Origin of the sequence: Vibrio anguillarum (assembly GCF_001989995.2) — a bacterium.
Taxonomy (GTDB): domain Bacteria; phylum Pseudomonadota; class Gammaproteobacteria; order Enterobacterales; family Vibrionaceae; genus Vibrio; species Vibrio anguillarum.
On record NZ_JAHGUP010000038.1, the window covers coordinates 1 to 24,917 of the forward strand.

Annotated in this window: 22 protein-coding genes and 1 pseudogene; 14 read left to right on the forward strand and 9 right to left on the reverse strand. The window is 44.6% G+C overall.

Features of this window, described 5'->3' with window-relative positions:
• From PL85_RS09850 to PL85_RS09860, 3 genes and pseudogenes are all read left to right on the forward strand, one after another.
• Positions 1 to 521 (forward strand): annotated as a pseudogene (locus PL85_RS09850) (hypothetical protein); the annotation flags it as partial.
• Entirely contained in the window at positions 515 to 2,167 is a 1,653-nt protein-coding gene (locus PL85_RS09855) for a BatD family protein (RefSeq protein ID WP_115340277.1), read from the forward strand. The pseudogene PL85_RS09850 and the gene PL85_RS09855, both read left to right, overlap by 7 nt.
• Positions 2,168 to 2,285: 118 nt before the next feature.
• Positions 2,286 to 3,002, forward strand: coding sequence for an SIMPL domain-containing protein (locus PL85_RS09860; protein WP_026027736.1), 717 nt, complete (start codon positions 2,286 to 2,288; stop codon positions 3,000 to 3,002).
• 47 nt (positions 3,003 to 3,049) lie between these two features.
• Here PL85_RS09860 and PL85_RS09865 read toward each other — a convergent pair whose 3' ends face one another.
• Positions 3,050 to 5,197, reverse strand: coding sequence for a GGDEF domain-containing protein (locus tag PL85_RS09865; RefSeq protein ID WP_115340278.1), 2,148 nt, complete (start codon positions 5,195 to 5,197; stop codon positions 3,050 to 3,052).
• Between the two features lie 290 nt (positions 5,198 to 5,487).
• Between PL85_RS09865 and PL85_RS09870 the strand changes: the two genes are divergently transcribed.
• Complete coding sequence (locus PL85_RS09870; protein ID WP_115340279.1) at positions 5,488 to 5,970, forward strand: L,D-transpeptidase family protein; 483 nt, start codon at positions 5,488 to 5,490, stop codon at positions 5,968 to 5,970.
• A 121-nt stretch (positions 5,971 to 6,091) separates the two neighbouring features.
• Positions 6,092 to 6,436, forward strand: a complete 345-nt coding sequence (locus PL85_RS09875) for a YajD family HNH nuclease (RefSeq protein WP_010318547.1) — start codon at positions 6,092 to 6,094, stop codon at positions 6,434 to 6,436.
• Between the two features lie 17 nt (positions 6,437 to 6,453).
• On the opposite strand, the gene PL85_RS09880 is transcribed toward PL85_RS09875, so the two are convergent.
• On the reverse strand, positions 6,454 to 6,669 hold the full coding sequence (locus PL85_RS09880) for a DUF3820 family protein (protein WP_026028221.1): 216 nt from the start codon (positions 6,667 to 6,669) through the stop codon (positions 6,454 to 6,456).
• A 110-nt stretch (positions 6,670 to 6,779) separates the two neighbouring features.
• A complete protein-coding gene (locus tag PL85_RS09885; protein WP_115340280.1) occupies positions 6,780 to 8,735 on the reverse strand; it encodes an LTA synthase family protein in 1,956 nt (651 codons plus the stop codon).
• Between the two features lie 273 nt (positions 8,736 to 9,008).
• Between PL85_RS09885 and PL85_RS09890 the strand changes: the two genes are divergently transcribed.
• The gene (locus tag PL85_RS09890; protein WP_017048335.1) at positions 9,009 to 9,518 is read left to right on the forward strand and encodes a cytochrome b/b6 domain-containing protein; all 510 of its coding nucleotides are present in this window, start codon (positions 9,009 to 9,011) and stop codon (positions 9,516 to 9,518) included.
• Positions 9,519 to 9,868: 350 nt separating this feature from the next.
• Positions 9,869 to 10,228 (forward strand): diacylglycerol kinase, encoded by a 360-nt coding sequence (locus tag PL85_RS09895; protein WP_013868010.1) that lies wholly within the window; start codon positions 9,869 to 9,871, stop codon positions 10,226 to 10,228.
• A 166-nt stretch (positions 10,229 to 10,394) separates the two neighbouring features.
• Here PL85_RS09895 and tdh read toward each other — a convergent pair whose 3' ends face one another.
• A complete protein-coding gene (tdh, locus tag PL85_RS09900; protein ID WP_088733474.1) occupies positions 10,395 to 11,426 on the reverse strand; it encodes an L-threonine 3-dehydrogenase in 1,032 nt (343 codons plus the stop codon).
• The gene (locus PL85_RS09905; protein WP_115340281.1) at positions 11,423 to 12,619 is read right to left on the reverse strand and encodes a glycine C-acetyltransferase; all 1,197 of its coding nucleotides are present in this window, start codon (positions 12,617 to 12,619) and stop codon (positions 11,423 to 11,425) included. The genes tdh and PL85_RS09905 overlap by 4 nt, the downstream gene beginning before the upstream one ends.
• A 174-nt stretch (positions 12,620 to 12,793) precedes the next feature.
• Between PL85_RS09905 and PL85_RS09910 the strand changes: the two genes are divergently transcribed.
• Both PL85_RS09910 and gloA2 read left to right on the forward strand, forming a co-directional pair.
• Entirely contained in the window at positions 12,794 to 13,717 is a 924-nt protein-coding gene (locus PL85_RS09910) for a LysR family transcriptional regulator (RefSeq protein WP_017046048.1), read from the forward strand.
• Between the two features lie 9 nt (positions 13,718 to 13,726).
• Positions 13,727 to 14,110: an SMU1112c/YaeR family gloxylase I-like metalloprotein gene (gloA2, locus tag PL85_RS09915; protein WP_013868014.1), complete on the forward strand. Its 384-nt coding sequence runs from the start codon at positions 13,727 to 13,729 to the stop codon at positions 14,108 to 14,110.
• Positions 14,111 to 14,139: 29 nt separating this feature from the next.
• Here the strand turns inward: gloA2 and PL85_RS09920 are convergent, their stop codons facing one another.
• The gene (locus PL85_RS09920; protein WP_026028259.1) at positions 14,140 to 14,505 is read right to left on the reverse strand and encodes a hypothetical protein; all 366 of its coding nucleotides are present in this window, start codon (positions 14,503 to 14,505) and stop codon (positions 14,140 to 14,142) included.
• A gap of 344 nt (positions 14,506 to 14,849) precedes the next feature.
• Between PL85_RS09920 and uhpT the strand changes: the two genes are divergently transcribed.
• The 4 genes from uhpT (at position 14,850) to uhpC (ending at position 19,934) form a co-directional block, all read left to right on the forward strand.
• On the forward strand, positions 14,850 to 16,244 hold the full coding sequence (gene uhpT / locus PL85_RS09925) for a hexose-6-phosphate:phosphate antiporter (RefSeq protein WP_094127190.1): 1,395 nt from the start codon (positions 14,850 to 14,852) through the stop codon (positions 16,242 to 16,244).
• Between the two features lie 195 nt (positions 16,245 to 16,439).
• Entirely contained in the window at positions 16,440 to 17,045 is a 606-nt protein-coding gene (gene uhpA / locus PL85_RS09930; RefSeq protein ID WP_026028260.1) for a transcriptional regulator UhpA, read from the forward strand.
• Positions 17,045 to 18,580 (forward strand): signal transduction histidine-protein kinase/phosphatase UhpB, encoded by a 1,536-nt coding sequence (uhpB, locus tag PL85_RS09935; protein WP_115340282.1) that lies wholly within the window; start codon positions 17,045 to 17,047, stop codon positions 18,578 to 18,580. Before uhpA ends, uhpB begins: the two co-directional genes overlap by 1 nt.
• Positions 18,581 to 18,599: 19 nt before the next feature.
• Positions 18,600 to 19,934 (forward strand): MFS transporter, encoded by a 1,335-nt coding sequence (uhpC, locus tag PL85_RS09940; RefSeq protein ID WP_017048480.1) that lies wholly within the window; start codon positions 18,600 to 18,602, stop codon positions 19,932 to 19,934.
• 46 nt (positions 19,935 to 19,980) lie between these two features.
• Here the strand turns inward: uhpC and PL85_RS09945 are convergent, their stop codons facing one another.
• Together PL85_RS09945 and PL85_RS09950 are read right to left on the reverse strand one after the other, a co-directional pair.
• Positions 19,981 to 20,367: a cytochrome b562 gene (locus PL85_RS09945; protein WP_115340283.1), complete on the reverse strand. Its 387-nt coding sequence runs from the start codon at positions 20,365 to 20,367 to the stop codon at positions 19,981 to 19,983.
• Positions 20,368 to 20,465: 98 nt separating this feature from the next.
• Complete coding sequence (locus PL85_RS09950; protein ID WP_013868021.1) at positions 20,466 to 21,209, reverse strand: phosphatase; 744 nt, start codon at positions 21,207 to 21,209, stop codon at positions 20,466 to 20,468.
• 189 nt (positions 21,210 to 21,398) lie between these two features.
• Between PL85_RS09950 and PL85_RS09955 the strand changes: the two genes are divergently transcribed.
• Positions 21,399 to 24,275 carry an HD domain-containing phosphohydrolase gene (locus tag PL85_RS09955; protein WP_327786422.1) on the forward strand — a complete coding sequence of 959 codons (2,877 nt, stop codon included), beginning with the start codon at positions 21,399 to 21,401 and terminating at the stop codon, positions 24,273 to 24,275.
• On the opposite strand, the gene trmY is transcribed toward PL85_RS09955, so the two are convergent.
• Positions 24,272 to 24,871, reverse strand: a complete 600-nt coding sequence (trmY, locus tag PL85_RS09960; protein WP_013868023.1) for a tRNA (pseudouridine(54)-N(1))-methyltransferase TrmY — start codon at positions 24,869 to 24,871, stop codon at positions 24,272 to 24,274. The genes PL85_RS09955 and trmY overlap by 4 nt on opposite strands.
• Between the last annotated feature and the right edge of the window lie 46 nt (positions 24,872 to 24,917).

Here is a 24,917-nt window from a genome sequence, read left to right on the forward strand (position 1 = left end):
AGCAACAGCAACAGCAACAGTCTGGTGAGCCTTCCGATCCAAATCAAGATCAAAATCACTCAGAAAATAAAAATAATGAACAGAATAAAAACGACGAACAACAAGATGGCGAACAAACAGAAGATAAATCTGACAAACAAAGCGATAACTCACCGCAGAACGACGGCTCTCAGTCTTCACCTCAATCGGCACAAAGTAAAGATGAGCAAAGTGAGCGCTCCAAGGTCAACACGGCGGATGAATCGCCTGCCTCTCAACAGCAGACTGAAGCGACTCAAACAAATGAATCAATGAACAACGAAGATGAAGTCAGTGACAAAGAAGCCTCTGAGCAGCAAACACAGAAGCAATCGCAACAGCAAGGCGATAGCCAAACTATTGACCCGCAACTTCGCAAGCTAGAACAAGTCGAAAGTGCACGAGATCCTAGTGGCTTACTCAAAGCACAATTGTTGCTACAAGCAAGACAACGGCAAGAAGACCAAGCACAACCTCCACAAAACAACAGCAAGAAGTGGTAAGTATGAAATCGATCAAGCGTTCATTTTGGGCTGCGATTATCAGCCTAGTTTCTGTTGCTCTACTGAGCTCGGCCGCTAACGCGGCTGCACTTTACGCCAGCGTCAGTAAAAATAAGGTCGCGAAAAATGAAGTATTCCAATTACGAATTGTCGCCGATGAAAAAGTATCGACCGATGCGATCGACTTTAAGGTGTTAGAAGACGATTTTTTTCTCGGTCGCCCAAGTTTTGGTACTTCGGTGAACATCATCAATGGCGATCGCAGCACGCGCAGTGAATGGAATGTAACGTTGGCAGCCAACAAACTCGGCATACTGACCATTCCTAGTTTTAGCGTTAATGGCGCTACTACTCAACCGATCGCGATTCAAGTTATCGCTGATGGTGAAGCGCCCAAGCAATCTGACCTTGTTGAAATACAAGCCGATCTAGAACGTAGCAAACTCTACCCGAGTGAAAGCACTTTTCTCAATGCTCGCCTAATCATCAAAGCTGATCCAAGAAGGCTGCAAAATCCACAAATTACGCCACCCGCTGTACAAGGATTAGAACTGACGACCGAGGGAGAAGCTAACCAATACCAAAGCTTATTGGATGGGGTTGAAGTCACTGTTGTAGACCAAAAATTTAGAGTCACGGCCCAAGAGGCAGGAACTTTCACGTTATCCGGCCCTGCGTTTAAAGCTGGCCTCATCTATGGTAACAACCAAACGGGCAGCACCCGCTTGCTGCAAGTCGATATTCCGGCCAAAACCTTTTCGCTGACCGTACTGCCGAAACCGGGTAGCTATCAAGGCACTTGGCTACCTACGCCAAAACTAACACTCAACCAAACGTGGCGAGATGCCACAGGGCAGATCATCACCGCCGAGAGCTTTAAAACCAAAGTGGGTGAATCGTTGACTCGTGAATGGATTCTGACAGTGAAAGGCCTTACGCAGACGCAGTTGCCTAACCTCTCAGTGCAATATCCAGACTCAATTCGGCTCTATGCTGAAAAGCCTCAGTTTAAAAGCTTAGATAATGGCGATGTGCAAATGACGCTAAAACAAGTACTCATCCCAAAAACCGTCGGTAAGGTTGATCTAGCGGATCTCACCGTCAGTTGGTGGGACACCAAAAACGAATCTCAGCAAAGCGCGCAAGCCAAAGGATTAAAGCTAGAGGTTTCGCCAGGTGAATTACTCAACCCATCCACCTCTGTGCTGACACCACCAACAGTACAAACCGTCACCGTTAAAGATGCAGGATACTGGCCCTACTTTACCGCATTTTTTGCACTGTTATGGATGGCGACTATGGTAGTCGCTTGGTCATTTCGTAACGCGCCACAAACAGCAACACAGGAAACCAACGCTCATCATCAACCGCTTGAAGGCCACCAATATCAACAGTTAAAAGAAGCTGTACAAAGCCAATATGGTGCCAAAATCAGCTATTACTTCACCCTCTGGCGCGATTCAGTCGTATTAAGTGATGAAGAGAAAACCGCACTAGATGCACAAGTCAACCAGCAACTTAAAACTTTGTACGCACCTCAGAAAAGTGATTGGGATGGCTCAGCGTTAATCTCTATGATTGATGCCATTCAAAAAAAGCAAACTAAGCGCCAGCATAAAAAGTTAGAATCGCTGGCAAAACTCTAACCGAAAATGGCTGTCGAAATCACAATCTCAAATCTAAGGTATGCTGTTATATTCAAACGACTAACCGCTGTGACTTCAAGTCATTTTGGGACTGTTGCCAACAAAAGGAAAACAAGGCATGCAAATAAAAAGTAGCGCTTCATTGATCATCGGTTTGAGTTTAATACTCGGGCTCGCAACCCTCGGTTACTTTGTGCAGCAAACGGCTGTGAAATATAAAGAGTATGAGCGCGTGGTGACCGTTAAAGGATTATCAGAGCGAGAATATCCCGCCGACACAGTTGTTTGGCCGATCCAATTTAGTGTGGCCGATAATGATTTACCCACCATGTTCAACACGATTGAAAAGCAGAGCCAACTGGTGACCGCATTTTTAGCTCAACAAGGCATTGATGAAAAAAGTGTCTCGCTATCATCGCCAGCGGTGATCGACAAAAAAGCACAGCAGTATGGTGGAGAAAATTTAGTCGAGTTTCGTTATTTAGCGAACCAAACCATTACGGTGTACAGCAATCAAGTTGACCTAGTGCGCGAGGCCATTAATAAGCTCGGCAATTTAGGAAAACAAGGCATCGTTTTTAATCAAGATCCTTACAACAACCGCGTTGATTATTCATTCTCTGGACTGAATGAAATCAAACCCGACATGATTGAAGAAGCGACCAAACAAGCAAGAGAAGTCGCAGAGAAATTTGCCAAAGATTCGCAAAGCTCACTTGGCAAGATTAAACGTGCTTCACAGGGACAATTTAGTATTGTGGATCGTGATAACAATACTCCTTACATCAAAAAAGTACGCGTCGTTTCAACGGTTGAATATTACCTCTCAGACTGAATAATCTGCTGTTCTCATTATCCTTGCCATGACTCGCCGCGCTAACACTATGAATTTGGCGCGGCGACTTTATCACTTCGAGTATGGTTTTTTTGCTCAGAGTAACCAACGACTTGGTTTCTGCCATTATCTTTTGCTTGGTAAAGTGCCTTATCCGCTTTGCTGTACATCTCCTCAAACTTAAGTTCACTGGGAAGGTACTGGGCAATAGTGTAACCAATCGAGACACTTAAGCAGTCACCATCAGGGTTCTCACTATGTTCAATCTGCTCTCGTTCAATACTAAAGCGTATGCTTTCAGCCAACGCTTTCACTTCTGCTGCATCGCGGTTGGCCACCAACAATATAAATTCTTCACCACCAATTCGGCAAAAGAGTTCATTCTCTGCCTGAGCATGTTGGTTGAGAATATGGCCAATACGAATCAAAGCAATATCCCCTTCCAAGTGACCGTAGTAATTATTAAATAAACCAAAGTGATCAATATCAAGCAAAATTAAACCATAACTTACGGTCTCATTTTGTACTCTCGAACCGATGCGTTCCAATAAATGAGCTAACATCCGACGATTTCCAAGGCGAGTTAATGGATCCATTTTGGCCATTAAGTCCAGTTTGTCGTTCACTTTTTGTAACTCATAGGTACGGTTACGCACCTCAATTTCTAAATTCTCATTCAGTTCACTGATCGCCTGCTGAGCACTGGTGCGCATCAATACTTCGGTTAAATTAGAGGCGAACATGCGGATCACTTCTCGCAGTTGTGAGGTCAGTGGTGAGCGGCGGATCAAATTGTCCGCAGCAATAAAAGCAATAGGTTCGCCATTGTTGGTAAGCATGGTCATGGCTGTCCAGCCAAAACCAACAATGTTGCTGTCATGATAAATAGGGACTGACTCTTCAAACACCACCTCATTGGGGTTGGCTTTGGCCATATCAACAATCATATTATTGGTGGTCCCAGAACGAAAATACGATTCATTCACAATGTTGCCTTGGATATCGGTTCCCCACGTTCCCTGAATGTACGAGCAGTGTTTATCGGTCAAAAATACTGCCATCCGATCAATGCCCATGCGGTTAATCGCAAAACTGACCGCCGATTTGCACACGTCACTCACCGTCATACAACGTGACAGTTCAACCATGCTCGCATGCAACATGCGAACATTTTGCTCCTGACGCTTGCGAATATAAATTTGCGCAAGCAATGAACCAAAAGATTCCAACATCTGCTTTTGGTATTCAGTTATGGGCTGTCGATTAATGTAGTTATCAATCGCGATCCAACCAATGGTTTCATTACCATCACGTAGAATTAACATCCCATTCCACCCTTGTCCCACCACATTTCCCGCCGTGTATAGAGGGGCATCGTCGATCAGCACCAAACTTTTAGTATCATCAGAAAGACCGCTTAAATAACTTTCTTCTAGCTGGTGCAAATCGTATTGGGTATGGTGTTCGCTCACCGTTTTTCCGCTTTCATCCGTACCATAAGTTCCGCTAAAACAACGTTTTTTCATATCAAGAACTAAAAAAGCGGCTCGATCAAACCCTAAGCGTGTTTTCGTTACATCAACGGCCGCTCTGTGCAGCGCATCTAAATTGTCTGGGTTAGCCAGTTCAATCGCTAATTGATGAACCAACTTCATGTTATCAATGAACATTTCGCGCTGTTTAATTTCATCCAAATACTTTGCTTCGCGGATATCTCTATTTTTAAACTCCTTTGCCGCTTCAGATTCCGCGCGAAGACATTGCCAACGAGCCGCAATCAGTTGCAAACAATCGAGCTCTCCGGATTCTGTTTTCGCATGAATGTTGACGTTATCAATTGCCTCAAGCAGCAAATAGGTTCTTAAATCAGGGTGGTTATCTAACATAAAAAGATAAGACTCACCGCCCATCACACTACGGTAGTCCCAATTGCAGGTGTTGATCGCTAGTGGAATTAGACCATCAGAGGTGTCAAATTGTGCGGCCCAATTCCAAAAGGTATTTGGATAATTTTGCAGAGCTGTCGGTAAGTTGTACTCAAATAATGGCTCATGGCGCTTGTTTAATGTTGGTGCATGAAAGATCCGCATTGATTTGGGAGAAATGAAACTTTGAAGAAAATCAAACGTTGCTTCCGCGAGCATACGATGGTTGCGAGCAGAAGAAATCTGTTTGAGTAAAGTACGAGAGAACATATGAGCGGCCTGACATTTTAATAATTTTCATTGCAAAATTAGACAAAAGATCATGTGCAATCAAACTCTTAAAAAGGTCGCTGTTAAGTCGGCCGCAAATTTGCACTCTATGTTTTTACATCCTAGAGTTAACCTACATTTTTGAGATTCTGTTTCCATTTATTACATGGTTAGCCCTATTATTTTTAGCATTGTCTTATTTGCAAGACAATATTGACAACTAGCCACGTTCATTCTTCCGCTGCATAATGTCTCTCTATTTGCCACCTTATCAGTACTGACACTCTCTTATGACCCGATACTTTAGGCTACTTTTGTTTCTATGTTTTTCACTCAACAGCGCAGCGGCTGAGATTGATCTGGTCAAAGTGGATAAATCTAAGCGTCGCATGTACTTGATCTCGGGACAGCAGATCATTCAAGAGTATCGAATTGCCTTGGGTAAAGAACCCAAAGGACATAAACAGCAAGAAGGCGATCAACGTACTCCAGAAGGTCGATACTATCTTGAAGCTATCAGTAATGATTCTGGCTATTATCGTTCGATTCATATCAGTTACCCGAATCATCAAGATGAAGTGCATGCACAGCGCTTAAACATCAATCCCGGTGGTGATATAAAAATCCATGGTCTAAAAAATGGCGACAAGCAACGACCAGAATATGTGCAAAGTTTTGATTGGACTAATGGTTGTATTGCACTGACTAACTCAGAAATGGATGAATTTTTGAGCCTAGTCAAAGAAGGCACGCCGATTGAGATTGAGTGGTAAAAGTGACACTTACGCTAAGGTGTGAGGACGTGCATTAAAATAAATCACACAAACTTTGATTAGCGCAGATTTTTGGTTTTTAATATCGAAAAAGTATTTTTAATCAATAGTTGGAATTAACATGTCGTCAGATTTTTATGGTTCAAGTGCCAATTATGCTCGTAAAGAGAGCGGTTACCGAGAAAAAGCACTTAAACTTTACCCTTGGGTGTGTGGCAATTGCGCGCGTGAATTCGTTTATTCAAATTTACGGGAATTAACTGTACACCACAAAGATCACGATCACACCAATAACCCTGAAGATGGCAGTAACTGGGAGCTTTTATGCCTCTATTGTCACGATCATGAGCACTCTAAATATTCAGACCACGACCGATTTGGCGCTGAGCCTGTTGCGAGATTAGACGATCATCAAAGCGCGACCTATAACCCCTTTGCCGATCTCGCCAAACTGATGAAAAAATAACGCGGTTAGCCACTAGATCACATACGCTTTAGTGGCTTAACCACGCTATCCAATCCTTCAATTTTCAACGCTAAGCAAAGTTGCAGCAAACGCCCGAGCTCCCCTTCAGGGAAGCCCTTCTTATCAAACCACAGCAAATACTCTTCTGGTAAGTCGATAAGCGCTCGCCCTGCATACTTACCAAACGGCATTGGCATACGCGCAAGTTTAATCAGGTTCTCTTTTTCTAACATTTTGCGTCTCACAAACTGGCTAAACTTGTTTAAGTCCAACCAGTTTATGTTTCTCAGCCACTTTTGGGTACTGATTTATCGCATAACGCTGTAGGTGGATAAAAATATAATCAATATGAATCAGATGCGGTGTAGTAGTTTTCTTTAAACGCTAAGCTTCCCCACATAGCATTGGCATGAGCACGTTTAACCACTTCTGGATCCAACTCTTTTTCTGTCAGGGTATCTGATTTAAAATCATATTGATAAGTAGAAATACCTTGCTCAGGCCGAATAACAACCAGTTGGTTGTCTGCTGTCATATAGCCATAGTTTTTATCTCGTTGCATCATTACTCGCTGCTTCTCAGCAGGAACATCATGAGTTAAATCGAACCCAATCATTGGGTTTTGGCTACTGATACCGGCCAAAGAAAGCAGTGTGGGTGCAAGGTCAATTTGACTAACTAGACGATCGTCAATGCGGTGTTCAATGCCGCCACCAAAAATCACCGCTGGAATTCGAAAGTAATCGACTGGTACAGGCTGATTACCCTGTGTTCTAGCATCATGATCTGCCACAGCAACAAACACCGTGTTATCCCAATATGGTGACTTTTTCGCTTTTTCAATGAACTGTCCAAGCGCATAGTCTGCATATTTCACCGCATTTTCCACCGTTTGCTTTGGCTCATTATACGGTTCAATCACGTTATCAGGGTATTCAAATGGGCTGTGGTTCGATGAGCTAAAAACTAAGCTAAAGAACGGTTTACCTTCACGACTCATCTTCATAAATTGCTGATCTGCCTTATTGTAAAGATCTTCATCTGACGCGCCCCATGAACCAACATATTTAGGCGAATCAAAAGTTGGGAAGTCTTGCATATCGACAAAACCGTTACCTAAGAAGAAACTCTTCATATTGTCAAAGTGGCTTTCACCACCGTAAATAAATTGTGTGTGGTAATTTCGAGACTTTAATAAATCAGCAATTGAAAAGAAATTCGTTTGGCTTTTACCTAATTTGACCACTGAACGTGCAGGAGTCGGAGAAAACCCAGTGGTCACCGCTTCAATACCACGAACAGAACGCGTTCCCGTTGCGTACAAACGGGTGAATGCCCACCCCTCATCAATCAGTTTATCGATATTGGGTGACGCATCGATACCACCAAGGCGGCTAACATAACGTGCACCGTGACTTTCAAGCAGTAGGATTACGATATTTTTAGGCTGGCCTTGATAGGTCGCTTGGTGCATTGCCATGCTAGGTTGTTGTGCAGAGACAAAGTCTTTATTGTCGACATTCATGGATGCACGAATTTCTTGGACGATCTCCTCCTTATCCATTTTCGGGTAAAACTCGAAAGCACTCGCTTCAGATTTCATCTGTTTGGCAGCAAAAATCGCTGAAAATGAGGAGTTTAACGTTAAATCATTCACCAAAGGGTCACTAGAAAAAGCCACCATCGCCGGATTTAATGGACGGTGTCCCAGTGAAGAACGCGCCCCCAAAATACCAATAGCCACAACAAAAATAGCAATCAGCGGACGCCAATACCATTTAGGAAAGCTTAAGTTCGAAACAAGCTGCTTGCTCCATTTCCAACCGACAAAAAGTGTGAACGTGGAAACTACGGCACCAAGGAAAAGTTCAAATTTATAGCCACTCCAAAGCATACTGAAAACTTCTTTGGGATAAATGAGATATTCGATAAAAATTCGATTAGGTCGCAGATCGTACTCAATAATAAATGGCGGTGTTGCTGCTTCCATGTAAACAATCAACCACAAACCGCCGGTAATCCACACACGTAAAAACCAATGCCAAACCCGACCGACAGCATGATCGCCAGACAGTAGGCTAGATAACAACGCTGGTAAAATAAGCAAATAACAAAGAGAAACAATATCAACTCGCAGACCACTTAAGAAAATGGTCAGCCATCCACCAGCATCACTCACCCGTTCAAAATGCCAGATAGCCAGTCCTAAACGAGAGACAAAAAAGATAACTAGCCCCACCACGAATACGGCAGCAATCGGATAGAGAGGCCCTAAGTAGGGTTTGATTTTATTGAGCATAAATTTCAACAACTATTAAGATTAAATGAATGATTAGATAATACGTTAAGGCATTGATAAAAGAAATAAGTTCCATTTCATTTTGTAAAACGAAAAACTATCGCCTATTTTATCTTCATGCGTTAAATGTCTTAAGTTTTTCTTAAGATTAATATGGCAAATTCCTTTATCGAACACTGACAGAATTAAGAATGGCGGGATTTATTTAGATTAATTAAACGACAGAAATCCATTTCAATCTTGATAATATAAACAAAATAGAGGAACGCTAAAATGCCTAAAACTTACAAATGGGATCTATTTGTTCGCTTGACACATTGGATTGTGGCGGGATCTTTCTTAACCAACTACCTCATAACAGAAGAAGGTAGTAAAACACACCAATGGATTGGCTATCTACTGATGATCACGATATGCCTTCGTCTCATTTGGGGTCTTATTGTCCATTCCCCTGCTCGCTTGTCTGCCTTTAAGCCTTCAATACACAATGCGTTTATTCACATAAAGCAAGTAATAGAAACAAAAGAAGATCACCATGAAGGGCACAACCCAGCTGGAGCTGTGATGGTCTGGATTTTGTGGTCTGGCCTCCTCCTAACAGGACTTAGCGGCTGGGCAACACAACTGGACATGTTATCGGCAAATGACTGGCTCAGCGAATTGCATGGAGCGCTCGCAAATCTGACGATGCTGGCAACGATAAGCCATATAGCCGCCATTGTGATAATGAGCCACTGGACTGACCACAATTATTTAAAAAATATGCTGTTACATAAAAAATAGAAATATGTTCATTGAACCTGAGTGCTTAGGTTCATCAGGTTTAATCGACTAAGTAACAGGGGTGTATTTACAAAAAGATCCGTATTTAATGCTCTATTTAACTTTTAATTAGTATTCATGACTGAAGAGGCCGTCTAAATTTTAATCATTACTATGGCGATTTTTGTTAATAGAGATAACATCAACTTTGTATTATTTCAAAAAAGTGACATGGCAATGAATTTTCATATAGAAAAATAATAGATAGATACAGTATGCTACATCCGATAGCACTTTTTAATAAGATGAGAGTCAACTCAAGCTATCGACATTTTTATTATCTCATTATTAACTATTAGGTTACTCACTTTATGAAACCAGGCCGTACAGGAATAAGTCGTTTATTTTACGCTACAGGTTATTCAATGAAAGGCCTTCAGGCTGCATGGAAAAATGAAGCCGCCTTTAGGCAAGAAATCGTCGCTTCTATCATTCTAATTGCGATCACTTTTTTCTTGCCGGTCAATGAATTAGAACAGTTAATGATGATCGGTAGCTTAGTACTGATTGTCATCGTTGAGCTTATGAATTCAGCCGTGGAAGCTGTAGTTGATCGCGTAGGTAGTGAGTGGCATGAGCTCAGTGGCCGTGCGAAGGATATAGGATCAGCTGCGGTTTTGATTGCACTACTCTTTGCTGCATTTACATGGATTTTTATTTTGGTACGCTAAATGAAGTGATCGTTTGAAAATTATTCGTTTTCTTACGTCGGTATTAGTTTTCTCCTAGCGCCATGTTTTGCCACCGCCGTTAACTTGCTTGTTTATTCTGTAGTCGCAGAGTAAATGCTGTTCAAAAAAAGCGCCCCAACCGGAGCGCTTCAACTTCAATATTCGATTATTCCCAATCAAGGATAACTTTGCCAGAAAGCCCGCTGCGCATAGCATCGAAGCCCGTTTGGAAGTCATCAATTTTGTAATGGTGAGTAATGATAGGCGTTAAATCAAGGCCAGATTGGATTAGGCTCGCCATCTTATACCAAGTTTCGAACATTTCACGGCCATAGATACCTTTAATCACCAAACCTTTGAAGATCACTTGGTTCCAATCGATCGCCATATCTGAAGGTGGGATACCTAATAAAGCAATACGACCACCGTGATTCATGGTTTTCAGCATAGAACTAAAGGCACTCGGTACGCCTGACATTTCAAGGCCGACGTCAAAACCTTCCGTCATGCCAAGTTCACTCATGACCTCTTCTAACTTTTGTTCCGCAACATTCACGGCGCGTGTCACGCCCATTTTGCGCGCAAGTTCAAGACGATATTCGTTCACGTCGGTGATCACCACATGGCGCGCACCAACGTGTTTCGCCACTGCGGCCGCCATGATACCGATTGGACCAGCACCAGTGATCAGCACATCTTCGCCGACTAAATCAAATGACAATGCGGTATGTACCGCGTTACCAAATGGGTCAAAAATCGAGGCTAGATCATCGGAAATACCATCTGGGATCTTGAAAGCATTAAACGCAGGGATAACTAAGTATTCAGAAAATGCACCCGTGCGGTTCACACCAACACCCACAGTATTACGACATAAGTGAGTACGACCACCGCGGCAATTTCGACAATGGCCGCAAGTAATATGACCTTCGCCAGACACGCGATCACCTAATTCAAAACCGCGAACTTCTTGACCAATGCCAACCACTTCACCCACGTATTCATGGCCAACCACCATTGGCACTGGGATGGTTTTTTGTGACCACTCATCCCAGTTATAGATGTGAACATCGGTGCCACAAATTGCGGTTTTCTTAATTTTAATCAGCAGATCGTTGTGACCAAGTTCAGGCATTGGTACTTCGGTCATCCAAATGCCTTGCTCTGGTTTGAGTTTGGATAATGCTTTAATTTTCATTTAATGAGCCCCATTTCTTGGCCAACAGCAATAAACGCATCAATGGCGTGGTCGAGTTGCTCGCGGCTATGCGCGGCTGACATTTGTGTACGAATACGAGCTTGGCCTTTGGGCACAACAGGGAACGAGAAACCAACAACATAAATGCCCTTAGCTAATGCTCGTTCTGCAAACTCTGCTGCAACGATAGCATCGCCGAGCATAATTGGGATGATGGCGTGATCCGCGCCACCCATAGTGAACCCCGCGCCTTCCATTCGAGTACGGAAATGCGCAGCGTTATCCCAAAGTTGGTCGCGAAGCGCGGCGCTTTCTGCTAGCAAATCCAGCACGCGAATCGATGCTGCAACAATCGCTGGCGCAACCGAATTAGAGAATAAATAAGGACGTGAACGTTGACGAAGCCAATCAATCACCTCTTTTTTACCGGAAGTGTAGCCACCTGAAGCACCACCCATGGCTTTACCAAGGGTACCGGTGATGATATCAATACGGTCAATCACATCATGGTATTCATGCGTGCCACGGCCATTTGCACCCATAAATCCAACCGCGTGTGAATCATCCACCATGACGAGCGCGTTATATCGATCGGCTAAGTCGCAAATTGCGGGTAAATTAGCTACCACGCCATCCATTGAGAATACGCCATCCGTTACGATGAGCTTATTACGAGCGCCCGCCGCATCGGCTGCGATCAACTGCTGTTCTAACTCTTCCATGTTGTTGTTGGAGTAACGAAAACGCATTGCTTTACATAAACGCACACCATCAATGATTGAGGCATGGTTCAACGCGTCAGAGATAATCGCGTCTTCTTTATCTAAAATAGTTTCAAATAAACCGGTGTTTGCATCAAAACATGAGGTGTAAAGAATCGTATCTTCTTTACCTAAGAATTGAGAGAGCTTCTGTTCCAGTTGCTTATGGATATCTTGCGTACCACAGATGAAACGTACCGAAGCCATACCAAAGCCGTGACTGTCCATGCCTTGCTTCGCCGCTTCAACCAGCGCAGGGTGATTGGCCAAACCAAGGTAGTTGTTGGCACAGAAGTTCAACACTTCTTCACCAGTAGAAATCTCGACCGCCGCTTGTTGTTGCGAAATGATCACACGTTCAGATTTATACAGACCTTCCGCTTTGATTTCCTCAAGCTGGTTTTGGATCTGTTGATAAAATGCAGAAGACATTGCTACGTCCTTATTTTTATATAGCGCAATAGCTATGGTGTAGGGCAGCCTAAACGAAAATAGATCCTTCATTTACACTGTAAAATCGCTTAATGGTATTTTAGTTGATCCCATTTACGACTATTATCCCATGACATGGAAAACCATTCGTGAACTTCAGGCACAAATACAATTATGATCACGCATCGTCTTATCGCCCTGCTGCCTGATTTAGCGGCTTTCATTCTCGTCGTCAATGAAGGTAGCTTTACGGCAGCCGCTCAAAAGCTAGGGGTAACACCTTCGGCATTAAGTAAATTGATTACCCGTTTAGAACAAGCGCTATCAGTGAAGTTATTTGAGCGAACCACGCGCCAACTCTTAATCACTCAGGCAGGAAAGCGCGTTTATGATCAAAGTCTGTTGATGGTCAACGCTGCGCAGCAAGCGGTTGAGCTTTCCACCTCTGACCACACCGAACCTGCAGGCGCACTCACTGTTGCTGCACCTGAAGCATTTTTGAACTCAGTTCTGCAACCCCTTGTGCTTCCTTTTCTAACTCAATACCCTGAAATTCAACTTAAGCTGAGAGCTGCAGATGGTGCGATCGATTTATTCAAACACAATATTGATGTGGCGTTTAAACTGACTGATAAGCCAGATGAAAACTTGGTATTGCGTGAAATTGGCAAAACCCACTTAGTGTTGTGCGCCAGCCCAGAATATATAGCGGCCAGAGGCACGCCAATCCACCCTATCGAATTAACGGATCACGACTGCTTGTATCTTGCCGAAACCGAGCGTGACCATCTCTGGGATTTTCATAAAGAAGATGAGTTCCATACGGTGGCCGTCTCAGGCCGCTATGCAGTAAACCACTCACAAATGCGTTTGAACGGCGTGAAAAATGGCTTAGGTATCGGCATCTTCCATGATTTTGTCATTCAGCAAGCGCTCGTTGAAGGCAGCGTCGTCCGACTATTAGCCGATTGGACGATCAAAAGTAATTACTACGGCTCGATTGCCATGCAATATCCGCAAACAAAGTACATGCCAGCAAGGCTGCGGGTGTTCATTGATTACGTCACTGAACATTTGGTCAGCCAGCTCAACAAATAAAGGGTAATCATGCTAAAACGAATCCACCACGCGGCAATTATTTGTTCAGACTACGCACGTTCCAAAGCGTTTTATACTCAGATCTTAGGGCTACCTGTTATTGCTGAAAATTACCGCACCGCTCGCGATTCATACAAGCTGGATCTTGCTCTGCCCGATGGCGGACAAATTGAGCTGTTCTCATTTCCAAATACACCACCAAGACCAAGCTTCCCTGAAGCTCAAGGGCTACGACATTTAGCGTTTGTGGTGGACAGTGTCAGTGAAGTCAAAGCGTATTTAGAGGAAAAAGGCGTCATCGTCGAGCCCATCCGCGTTGATGAGTTCACTGGTCGCGAATACACATTTTTCGCCGACCCAGATGGTTTACCGTTAGAGCTTTATTCTGAATAGTGAATAGAAGAAGGAATCAAGGCTATTTTCTAACGCCAGTACAACAGATTAAATAATGGTGGCGCACGAGGAACTTGTTTTTCAAATCGTACACTTAGAGCCAAAAAAGTGTAGCTGTCTGAAACAAACAAGTTCAGTCGTGTCAGTAAAGGTGTCGTTGGAAGTGAATCTTGATGAAAGGTGGAGAAATGAGCAAAGGGACAGGGTTTCGTATGCTGTGTCTGTACTTTTCCCTCTTCAATTTGAACCAGCTCAAAACCATTAATGGTGCACAGTGTGGCCCAAACCCCCGCCGTATTGCCATGCGCATTTATTACAGGCATAAGCGACACCAACACCCAACTGAGCGCGCTGGTGAGCAACATTATTCTGTTAAAACGGTTTAGGCGAATCATAGCAACACTCAATTTTTTCTTGTCGACACTATATAACGCAATGATAAAAATAACAGTGCGGCAGCGCTAAAAACTTAACAAATACCCTCAAGTTCGCTACAAATCGTTAGCTTAAAGACGACGTTTCAAGATGCATATCAATGTGACTCCATTCACGCTTTGTCTATCAATCTACCCAAACTAGGAAATATTCCTAACTCAGTTAGGCCATGCCCTCAAGTCAATCGCCAAGCCGATTTTTACAATCACTCTATAATGCAGCCAGACGGTTGCTAGCCATTCGACTCTGGTGTGAATTGACTGACAGCAGAGATTTCTTTGACGTGATTTTCTAAGGATTTCACATGCTAAAACTTTTGCAACAGGTTCGGCTACCGACCCTCGATCTCCCCGCAGCAGAACGCCGTAAAATGTGGTTCAAACCATTTTTACAATCATACCTTGTGGTGTTTATTGGCTACATGGCGATGTATTTAGTGCGCAAAAACTTCAACGTTGCACAAAACGATATGATTTCAACCTACGGCTTGTCGATGACACAGCTAGGGCTGATTGGTCTTGGTTTCTCCATCACTTACGGGATTGGTAAGACAGTGGTCTCTTACTACGCCGATGGCAAGAACACGAAACAGTTCCTACCTTTTATGCTGATCCTTTCTGGTATTGCAATGCTTGGATTTAGCATGAGCATGGGCGGTTCAAGCGTCAGCATTTTCCTAATGGTTGCTTTTTATGCGCTAAGCGGTTTTTTCCAAAGTACTGGTGGGCCATCAAGCTACTCCACTATCACCAAATGGACGCCCAAAAATAAACGCGGCACCTACTTAGGTTTATGGAATATGTCGCACAATGTCGGCGGCGCAGGTGCGGCAGGCGTAGCACTGTTTGGTGCAAACTATCTCTTTAATGGTCACGTTGTGGGCATGTTTGTGTTCCCATCAATCATCGCATTAGTGGTGGGTTTCATTGGTTTGCGTTACGGTAGTGACTCTCCTGAAGCATACGGTTTAGGTACGGTCGAAGAGTTGTTTGATGAAGCGGTCAGTGAGGAAGATATTGCTGCGGAAGAAAACCAAATGACCAAACGTGAGATCTTTGTTGAATACATTTTGAAAAACAAAGTGATTTGGTTACTCTGCTTTGCCAACATCTTCCTCTACATCGTGCGTATCGGCATCGACCAGTGGTCTACTGTGTATGCCTATCAAGAACTTGGTTTGTCAAAAGAAGCGGCCATTTCAGGCTTCACTCTCTTTGAAGTGGGCGCATTAGTCGGCACTTTAATGTGGGGTTATCTGTCCGATCTTGCTAATGGCCGCCGAGCTTTGGTCGCCTGTGTCTCTCTGGGACTCATCATTGTTGCGCTCGAATTCTATCAGCACGCCACCAGCGAGTTTATGTATCTCGGGTCACTGTTTGTGCTAGGTTTCCTTGTTTTTGGCCCACAATTACTGATTGGTGTTGCTGCGGTTGGCTTTGTGCCGAAAAAAGCGATCAGTGTCGCCGATGGCGTTAAGGGCACCTTTGCTTACTTAATTGGTGATAGTTTTGCCAAACTTGGCCTAGGTATGATCGCCGACGGTACACCGATTTTTGGCCTTACAGGCTGGAAGGGCACCTTTGCTGCGCTCGACACTTCAGCGATGATCTGTATTGTATTGTTAGCCTTTGTCGCAATCGCTGAAGAGCGTAAGATCCGCCATGAGAAAAGGCTAAAGCTGGCTGCCGCTGCCGCTTAGCTCCCAACAAAATCAAACGCGATATTCTCTTTTATGAGTGTGTCGCGTTTTATTGTGTCACCCTTTCCTTTTTGACGCGCTAGACTCCTCTATAATGGCACCCATAACAAAGGGATATATTACTTGTTTAATTGCCTCTGTGGCGTTAGTTTAAGCTCCCTTTTTACTCAGGCAATATAAACAGTGGGGATTGTGATGATCAAAGTAGCACTAGTGGATGACCATATCGTGGTACGTTCAGGCTTTGCCCAACTCATGAACCTTGAAGACGACATCCAAGTGGTCGGCCAATTTAGCTCGGCGGCCGAGGCGCGCGCAGGGCTTCCCGGCACGGGGGCAAACGTCTGTATTCTTGATATTTCAATGCCTGATGAAAGCGGGCTGTCGCTGCTTCAAGATCTACCCTCAGGGATAGCTTGCATTATGCTGAGCGTTCACGATTCCGCGGCCATGGTCGAAAAAGCCTTGGAGGCTGGAGCAAGAGGCTACTTAAGCAAACGTTGTAGCCCAGATGAACTCATCCAAGCCGTACGAACCAGCGCCCATGGTGGTTGCTACTTAACACCCGATATTGCGCTTAAACTCACCTCTCCCAAGCGCGAGGCAAAGCTATTGGCACAGTTGACCAAACGTGAGCGACAAATCAGTGAAATGCTGGCTGCCGGGCTGGATGTGAAAGCGGTCGCTAATGAGCTTGGGCTTAGCCACAAAACCATTCATGTCCATCGCGCCAATGCCATGGATAAGTTAGGTGTGAGTAATAACGTGGCCTTAGCGAAATATTTTTCTGACTCATTCTAATGCCACGCTATTTTATTACGTCACTCTGCGCTTGGTTTCTGCTCTCTTGCAGTTGGTTTTGCTTGTGGGTTATCGCCTACTATTTTGTCAACGATCCGGAACTGGCGATCTTCTTCTTTCCTTTTGCTCTGCGTTTAGGCACTGCGCTGCACAGTCCACAACGTTACTGGCCCGCGATTTATGGTGCAGAATGGTGGCTGACGATTGCGCTCGCCATGCTAATGGAACAACCTCAATGGCTGACCGTACTCGCCGCCAGTATCGCAACGCTGCCCTTAAACCTGCTCGCCCAGCGCTACTACCACGGAAGTCAGTGGCGTCGCTTTATTGTGATGGGCGGGTTGATCCTCGCCAGCGCTATCATTAATACGCTGGCCACCACCTACCACGGCCATACCGCGTCAATGGTGATGTTAGTCAGCATCACAGCTGGCTTAATGATTGTGCCAAGCTGCTATTTGATATGGAATTATCTTTTCCAAAGCACTTGGGTTCCACTGACGGCGAACTTAGTCTCTCGTCATATCGAATTTCGCACGCGTCACGTCTTACTCTACTCTTTACTATTTATTTTAAGCATTGCGCTGCAAATTGGTTTACCTGATGAGCTTCGGCGTTTTGCGCCATTTTGTTTAGCCATCCCGATCATTTTGCTCGCTTTTCGCTACGGCTGGCAAGGTGCATTGCTCGGCACTCTGCTCAATAGCATTGCATTGATCGCGGCTCGTAGTGGTGTCTCTAATATGGAAGTCACTGATCTCCTGCTCTCTCTTTCAGCACAAAGTTTAACCGGCATTTTGCTGGGAATGGGTGTGCAGCGACAAAGAGATCTCAACACCAAGCTGCGCCAACAGCTTGATCGTAACCAAAATTTGTCCCGCCAATTAGTCAAAGCTGAAGAATCTGTTCGACGCGATATTGCTCGCGAGCTGCACGATGAGATCGGTCAAAACATTACCGCTATCCGTACTCAAGCCAGCATTATTCAACGCGTCGAATCTCAGCCCGTCACCAGCCATTGTGCTAAAACCATTGAGTCTCTCTCTTTAAATGTTTATGACACAACTAAAAGTTTGCTAACCCGTTTACGCCCTAAAACCTTAGATGATTTAGGCCTAGTCGAAGCACTGGATCAACTGCTGCGTGACCTTGAATTTGAGACGCACGGCATTAAAACCCAAGTGGTTTGGACGGGGAATTCAACCGCTCAACTGCAAAAGTTAAGTGATGCCACCAAGGTGACCCTTTATCGATTGTGCCAAGAGGCGCTCAATAATGCCTTGAAATACGCAGAAGCTAGCCACATTGTGATTGAGTTTTCGTTGGCAAGTGATGTCACACTGCGCATTCACGATGATGGCATCGGTTTCAAAGCACAAGCGCAGCTGAACGGCTTTGGTTTACGGGGGATGCGTGAGCGAGTCGAGGCATTGGGTGGCCACTTTCAGATTATTAGCCACTGTCAGTCTACAACAGCCAACCACGATCTAAGCGGGAATGGCACTCAGCTTACCGTCACACTGCCCCACTTATAATCGTGGAATATAAAGCACTATGATAAATTTTCTACGCTCTCAACCACCGCAACCGCTTCTTGCATCAGCGCAAGAGGTTAACCAGCAGTACCGTTATTGGCGCTTTCACATCATGATGGCGATGTATGTCGGTTATGCGCTTTTCTACTTCACGCGTAAAAGTTTGAATTACGCCATGCCCGCGATGATTGCTGACCTCGGTTTAGATAAGAGTGATATTGGCATCATGGGCACGTTGTTTTACATCACCTATGGTATCTCAAAATTTCTGTCTGGGATTTTGTCGGACCGCTCCAACCCGCGCTATTTTATGGGCCTAGGGTTAATGGCAACGGGTTTTATCAATATTCTGTTTGGCTTTTCAAGCTCAATCAGTATGTTCATCTTACTCTGGGTGCTCAATGCTTGGTTCCAAGGTTGGGGATGGCCTTCTTGCTCTAAACTCCTGACAACTTGGTATTCGCGCTCTGAACGTGGTTTTTGGTGGGCGTTATGGAATACCGCTCATAACGTGGGGGGCGCGTTGATCCCATTGCTGGTTGGCTTTCTCACTTTCCATTTTAGTTGGCGCGAAGGTTTTATTGTACCGGGCTGTTTAGCCGTTATTGGTGGGGTTTTCTTATGTTGGCGATTGCGTGATAAACCAATGACCCAAGGTTTACCCAGTGTTGGTCAATGGCGTAATGACGCCCTTGAACTGGCGCAAGAAAATGAAGGCCTCGGCCTTAGCACTAAACAGATCTTGCACAAATATGTGTTAGGAAATAAGTACATTTGGTTACTCGCCTTGAGCTATGTACTGGTCTACATAGTGCGTACTGCCATCAATGATTGGGGAAATATCTACCTTACCGAGCAACAAGGCTATGATTTGATCACGGCTAATGGCGCGCTTTCGCTGTTTGAAGTCGGTGGGTTTATTGGATCGTTAGTCGCAGGCTGGGGCTCAGACAAACTGTTTGGCGGCAACCGTGGGCCAATGAACCTGATTTTTTCAATGGGCATTTTTCTTTCGGTAGCAGCGCTGTGGCTGATGCCGTTAACGGGGTTTGTATTCCAAGCCGCTGGCTTTTTTACGATTGGCTTTTTTGTCTTTGGCCCACAAATGTTAATTGGTATGGCCGCCGCGGAATGTTCTCACAAAGATTCGGCTGGCGCAGCAACTGGGTTTGTGGGGTTATTTGCGTATATGGGCGCAGCGCTCGCCGGTTACCCGTTAGCCATTATTGTCGAGCAATTCGAATGGCGAGGCTTTTTTGTCACCATTTCTGTTTGCGCCGCTGTGATCGGCTTACTACTGCTGCCTTTCTTACAAGCTCAGTTTTCAGGCAGCGACCACCCCACGAACCATTGAACGTTATAACTAATCCAACGTTATCGTGAGGGGGCCACAAAGCTGATTAACCAAATAAGCGCTTCCAGATACTTGGGTTACGCTGCTCGTGGTATTCAACACGCAGTTCGTCTACCGTCCGCAGCGTTTGTTGAGCTTGCTCTAAATTTCCTTGCTCAAGATCCACTTCGATTTTGTCTAATGCCATTGAAAGCTTATTAAACCCTTCTAAATAGAGATCTTGCTTCTCCGGTGGATAATTTCCTCGTTTTGACTCTTCAACCAACTGACTTAATCTCTCAATGGGTGCTTGCATTGTTTCAACGCTGGTAGCTTCTGCCGCTTGTTTAAATTCAAGCTTCATTTGTTTCATGTTCTGTTTTAAGTCAACATTAGCCGCCGACACGCTAGCCGCAAATAATGCGCAAGCTGTTAATATCATTATTTTTTTCATAATTATTTCTTTTTATTCTGGCAAGAAGTGCCAAGTTTAATGGATCTCAAGATAAAAGAGGGACAAATTTTTGTCATTTTTTATGACCTCTTTACGGCTTATAGTGTTTGATATTCTGCGATCGCTTTTCGCCCGCGCAGTGCTAAAAAGGCCAGAAACTGCTCGACACTGTGCGTAATCACTTTCTCAGCAGCAATACCAACGTTCTCAAGCAGTTCACTGGCCAGTTGAAGTTGGCCGATATCTTGACAAAAATGGGCATCGCTGCCAGTGGTAACATAAGCACCATGCGCTTTCGCCACCTTAGCAATTTCATAACAGCGATCGACACTCCCTACCCTGCTGTGTCCTTTTAAGGTGCTGTTATTAATTTCTATCGCAACGTGATGCTGGGCGGCGCAGGCGATCACCTCATCAAAATCAAAATCGAAATTAGGGTTACCTAAGTGCCCTAGCGCATCCACTCGTCCACCTTTAATCACATTGATTAACGCTTCGGTATGCGCCGCTTTATCGGCAGGCTGAAATACGGGCTCATGAAAACTGGCGATAACCCAATCTAAGTTTTGATCAACAGAAGGGTGAACATCAATCTCGCCAGCACGATTCATGATGTTGGACTCAATGCCTCGGATAATGGCAACACCGTCTAAAAAGCGCGGCAAAATACGTTGATTGGAGAAGAACCAATAATGCGGCGCTCCAGGCATCGACTGCGCATGATCGGTTGTGCAAAACATTGCCAATCCATTTTCTTTAGCTGAACGCGCGTTTTCAATAAGCGTGCTGTATGCATGACCACTTGCATAAGTGTGAGTATGAGTATCAACGACAAGATTCATTTTAATTATTCCATTCCAACAGCGATGCTTCAGTGTAACAGCCTCGCTGATGGCACTTCAATCTAAGGGCGATATATTCACCATATCGACACTTTCTGACCGGATAAACACACACCGATGTGAAATGGTTTTTTGCAACTTACCCACATTGAACAATACTTAGCAATGTCATCCAATTCGGAGTTGGTTATGAAACGACGTCGTTACTCACTGAGCATTCACATTACGAGTCTCTTTTTAGTGCTCGCCATGGTGATCGGCATTGTATTGATTGGCATAAGTTATCACCATAGTCAGCAACTACTGACGGTAAGTGCACAAGGATTAAGTAGCGAAAACAGCAAAAAACTGGAATCAGCATTTAAACAAAGTGCCGCACCTATCTTGACTACGCTCGATTTTTTAGCTTTTAGTAACGTAATTGATCAACCGGATAAAGTCATCTCGGACCCACGCCAACTCGCCACCGTTTGGCTGACCTTCCAACGTAATCCACAGTTGGTCGCGCTCTATTATTGTGACGAAGCCGGAGCTTGTACTACATTTCGCTCGCTGAGCTTTGATAAAGCCAAACAGCGTTTTGATGCCCCCGCGCAAGCTCAGCTATTGGCCCATTACACTCAAGTTGATGGCACTAACCGCTTTATCTATTTAGACCAGAACCTTGAAAGCCTGCTCGACAAACAAGATAACAATAATAAATTTGATCCTCGCGTGCGTCCTTGGTTTACCTCGGCAAGTCAAGATGGCGCGATACGCTTAACGGAACCTTATTTCTTTTTCTTCCTACAAACGAGCGGCGTCACACTGTCACGTAGATCGACCGATGGAAAGAGTGTGCTTGGCGCTGATTTCACGCTTGACTCACTGTCAAAACAGATGAGTACGATGGGTTTTTCTGACAGTGCTCAGCTCATTTTGTTCGATAATCAATTTAGACCACTCGCCCAACACAATACTAAGTTCGAGCTACAACAAGATCCTTCACAGATTGCACAGCAGCTGCAGCAAAGTACTTTTGCACCAATATTGAATCGGGTCAGCAGCCAAACTTTGTATGAAACGGTCAATATGAATGGCACAACGTGGTCGGTGACGTTAACGCCGGTACTTTTAAACGACAATGTACGCTTGTTGCTGGCAGAAGCGGTACCGCAAGACGATTTGATCGCAGATTTGCTCTCGATGCGAGATCAGCAGATTTTTGTCGCGTTAATCATGCTCGCTATCGCTTTTGCAGTGGTTGGTTTTGTGGCGCAAAGGCTCGCCAGCCCTTTAGGTAACCTAGTGCAATTGACCGACAACATCACGCGCTTTGAATTTAAAAAGACACGCTACCCAAAAAGCCGGATCCGCGAAGTTGCCAATTTAACCCAATCGATAGAGCTCATGGAACATACACTGCACGACTTGCTGCGACTATTACGCGAAACTGCCAGCAACCAAGAATTCGGTGTGTTGGCCAAAACGATTACCCATCAAAGCTATTTGATCACTCGAGCTGAAACTATTTTGCTCTACACTTATGCCAACGAAAATAACCAATTTATCACCGCAGCAAACCACGCCATCATTCCCTTTAAGCTTGATATCAATCAGTTGTCTCAAGAGATGCCGTGGCTACTTTCTGAACTGCGTAAAGGCCAAACGGTTCACTTATCTAAAACCGATAATTCGATGCGTAAGCATAAAGATGAGCTGTATAATTCTGATCTTTATCTTTTCCCACTGCTCAACCGAGACAAGCAGTTGGTTGGCGTATTAAACCTAGGCTACGAACGGGCCATCACTCCCGATCAGCAAGACAAACATGCATTTTTACGAGAGCTGCTCAGTTTTGCCGAAATCGCTAAAGACAATATCGACAAAATGCAGCGGCAAAAGAAGATGCTCAACTCGTTTATTGAATTGATCGCCTCAGCCATTGATACCAAATCCCCTTACACGGGCGGCCATTGTCAGCGAGTTCCTGAATTAACCAAAATGATCACTAAAGCGGCGGAAAACGATCGCACCTATTTCCCACAATTTTCCATGACCAATGAAGAGTGGGAAGAGCTCACTCTCGCCGCTTGGTTGCATGATTGTGGAAAAGTGACCACGCCTGAATATGTGATTGATAAAGCGACCAAATTAGAAACGATCTACGACAGAATTCACGAAATTAGAATGCGTTTTGAGCTGCTCAAATGTCAAGCTGAAACGGACTACTGGCAAGGTGTTGCGCAGGGCAAGAACGAGCCAGATCTCAAGCAGCAGTTGCTGACGAACCAACAAATCCTCGATGAGGAATTTGCTTTCGTCGCGCAATGCAATATTGGCAGTGAGTTTATGAGCGATGATGATCTTATCCGTTTAGAGCGAATTGCTCAAAGAGAATGGAAGCGCACCTTAGATGATCAACTCGGTACTTCTTGGATAGAGAACCAACGTGCAGGAGAGTCAAAACCATTGCCCACTATGGAGCGCTTACTGGATGATAAACCCGTACATCAGTTGCACTGGGTAAACGGTTGTCGTCCACAAGATCTGTGGCAAGAAAACTTTATTTTACAACCGGGAGAACTGCGTTATAACCGAGGTGAGCTCTATAATTTGTCCATTCGCCGTGGCACGCTCACCAACGAAGAACGCTTTATGATTAATGATCACATTGTGCAAACCATCATGATGCTCAAGCGGTTACCTTATCCTGAACATATGAAAAACGTTCCTGATATTGCGGGAAGCCACCATGAACGAATGGATGGCGCGGGTTATCCAAGAGGTTTAAGTGAAGAGCAGCTTTCGATCCCCGCTCGAGTGATGGCGATAGCCGATGTGTTTGAAGCACTGACCTCCAGCGATCGCCCCTATAAAAAGGCCAAAACGCTCAGTGAATCGATCGCGATCATGACCACCATGGCCACCACTGGCCATATAGATCCGAAGCTTTACTTACTCTTTTTAGAAAAAGAGATTTATCAAGACTATGCGGATCGATTTTTACACTCCGATCAGCACAGCCCAATTGATAAAGAAGCACAGATAAAAAAAGTAAAAATGAGTTTGAAAAAGACTTTTTAAAGACCGCGAATATCTAACTCATTCTGGATCAGCACAATGCACTGCGAGGCAAACAGCATTCGAGGCCCAAGGCTGATTTTCTGTGTATTAAGGCGCTTTAAACTGTTCCAACTTTTTTTCGGCATCGGGATGTGGTCAGTAAGTAAAAAGCAGCTGTCGTCAGAAAATTGATGCTCACGGACACTTTCGCCTTTTTTATCCAGTAAATACAAGTGGTAACTTTCAGAAAGGCGTTGCACCAACTTTTCAAAACTGATGGTTTCAACCGTGAGTCCTTGCTCGACCTCTCGGGTTTGCTCTTTGCCCATACCCACAGAAACATCTAAAGCGTGGCCTATTTTGGTCAGCAAGGCTTGCTCGTGAAAGCCACCGATATTGTGCAACTGGCTCGACTCAAAGCATAAAGTCCGCGAGAAATCTTGCGTACTTTCCAGCACTAAGTAGACCACCACGTCATCACGATGCGACTGCGCAGTAAAAATAGCGTTCATGAGTACGTGGGCCAAAATTTCGGTGTGGGCTTCTTGCCCAACAGAGGCTAAAAAAGTCTGTTTATCCGTGGAAGCGGCGCGGGCCCTTACAACAAAAGCTCTCATGTGACTGACTCAATTCATTCAATAAAGCACGGACTCTATCACAATC